Below are 458 nucleotides of genomic sequence, written 5' to 3'. Positions count from 1 at the left end.
GGCGGAACAGGCAGACGCACAGGACTTAAAATCCTGCGGTGGGTGACCACCGTGCGGGTTCGACCCCCGCCCTCGGCACCATATGCGCCCGTAGCTCAATTGGATAGAGCGTTTGACTACGGATCAAGAGGTTAGGGGTTCGACTCCTCTCGGGCGCGTTTTCCTTCGGGAAGTGGCTCAGCTTGGTAGAGCACCTGGTTTGGGACCAGGGGGTCGCAGGTTCAAATCCTGTCTTCCCGATATTTATATTTTGGGGCCTTAGCTCAGCTGGGAGAGCGCCTGCCTTGCACGCAGGAGGTCAGCGGTTCGATCCCGCTAGGCTCCACCAAAAAGTTCTTTGAAAACTGAACGAAACAAACAACGTGAAACGTCAATTTTTATTTTAGATGCTAGACAAACTTTATTGGAGAGTTTGATCCTGGCTCAGGATGAACGCTGGCGGCGTGCCTAATACATGC

3 tRNA genes are annotated in these 458 nt (G+C 53.5%); all 3 read left to right on the top strand.

Annotated elements, in window-relative coordinates:
- Nucleotides 1-84 precede the first annotated feature (84 nt).
- A tRNA-Arg gene (locus AC1M36_RS28510) sits at nt 85-158 on the top strand.
- Between the two features lie 8 nt (nt 159-166).
- A tRNA-Pro gene (locus AC1M36_RS28505) sits at nt 167-240 on the top strand.
- A gap of 12 nt (nt 241-252) precedes the next feature.
- Nucleotides 253-328 (top strand) — tRNA-Ala (locus tag AC1M36_RS28500).
- The last annotated feature ends 130 nt before the right edge of the window (nt 329-458 follow it).

The sequence above is a fragment of the Bacillus sp. Medicinal_06 genome, assembly GCF_056711665.1.
Note: the sequence above shows the minus strand (reverse complement) of the source record. Positions and strands in the feature narration are given on the sequence as shown.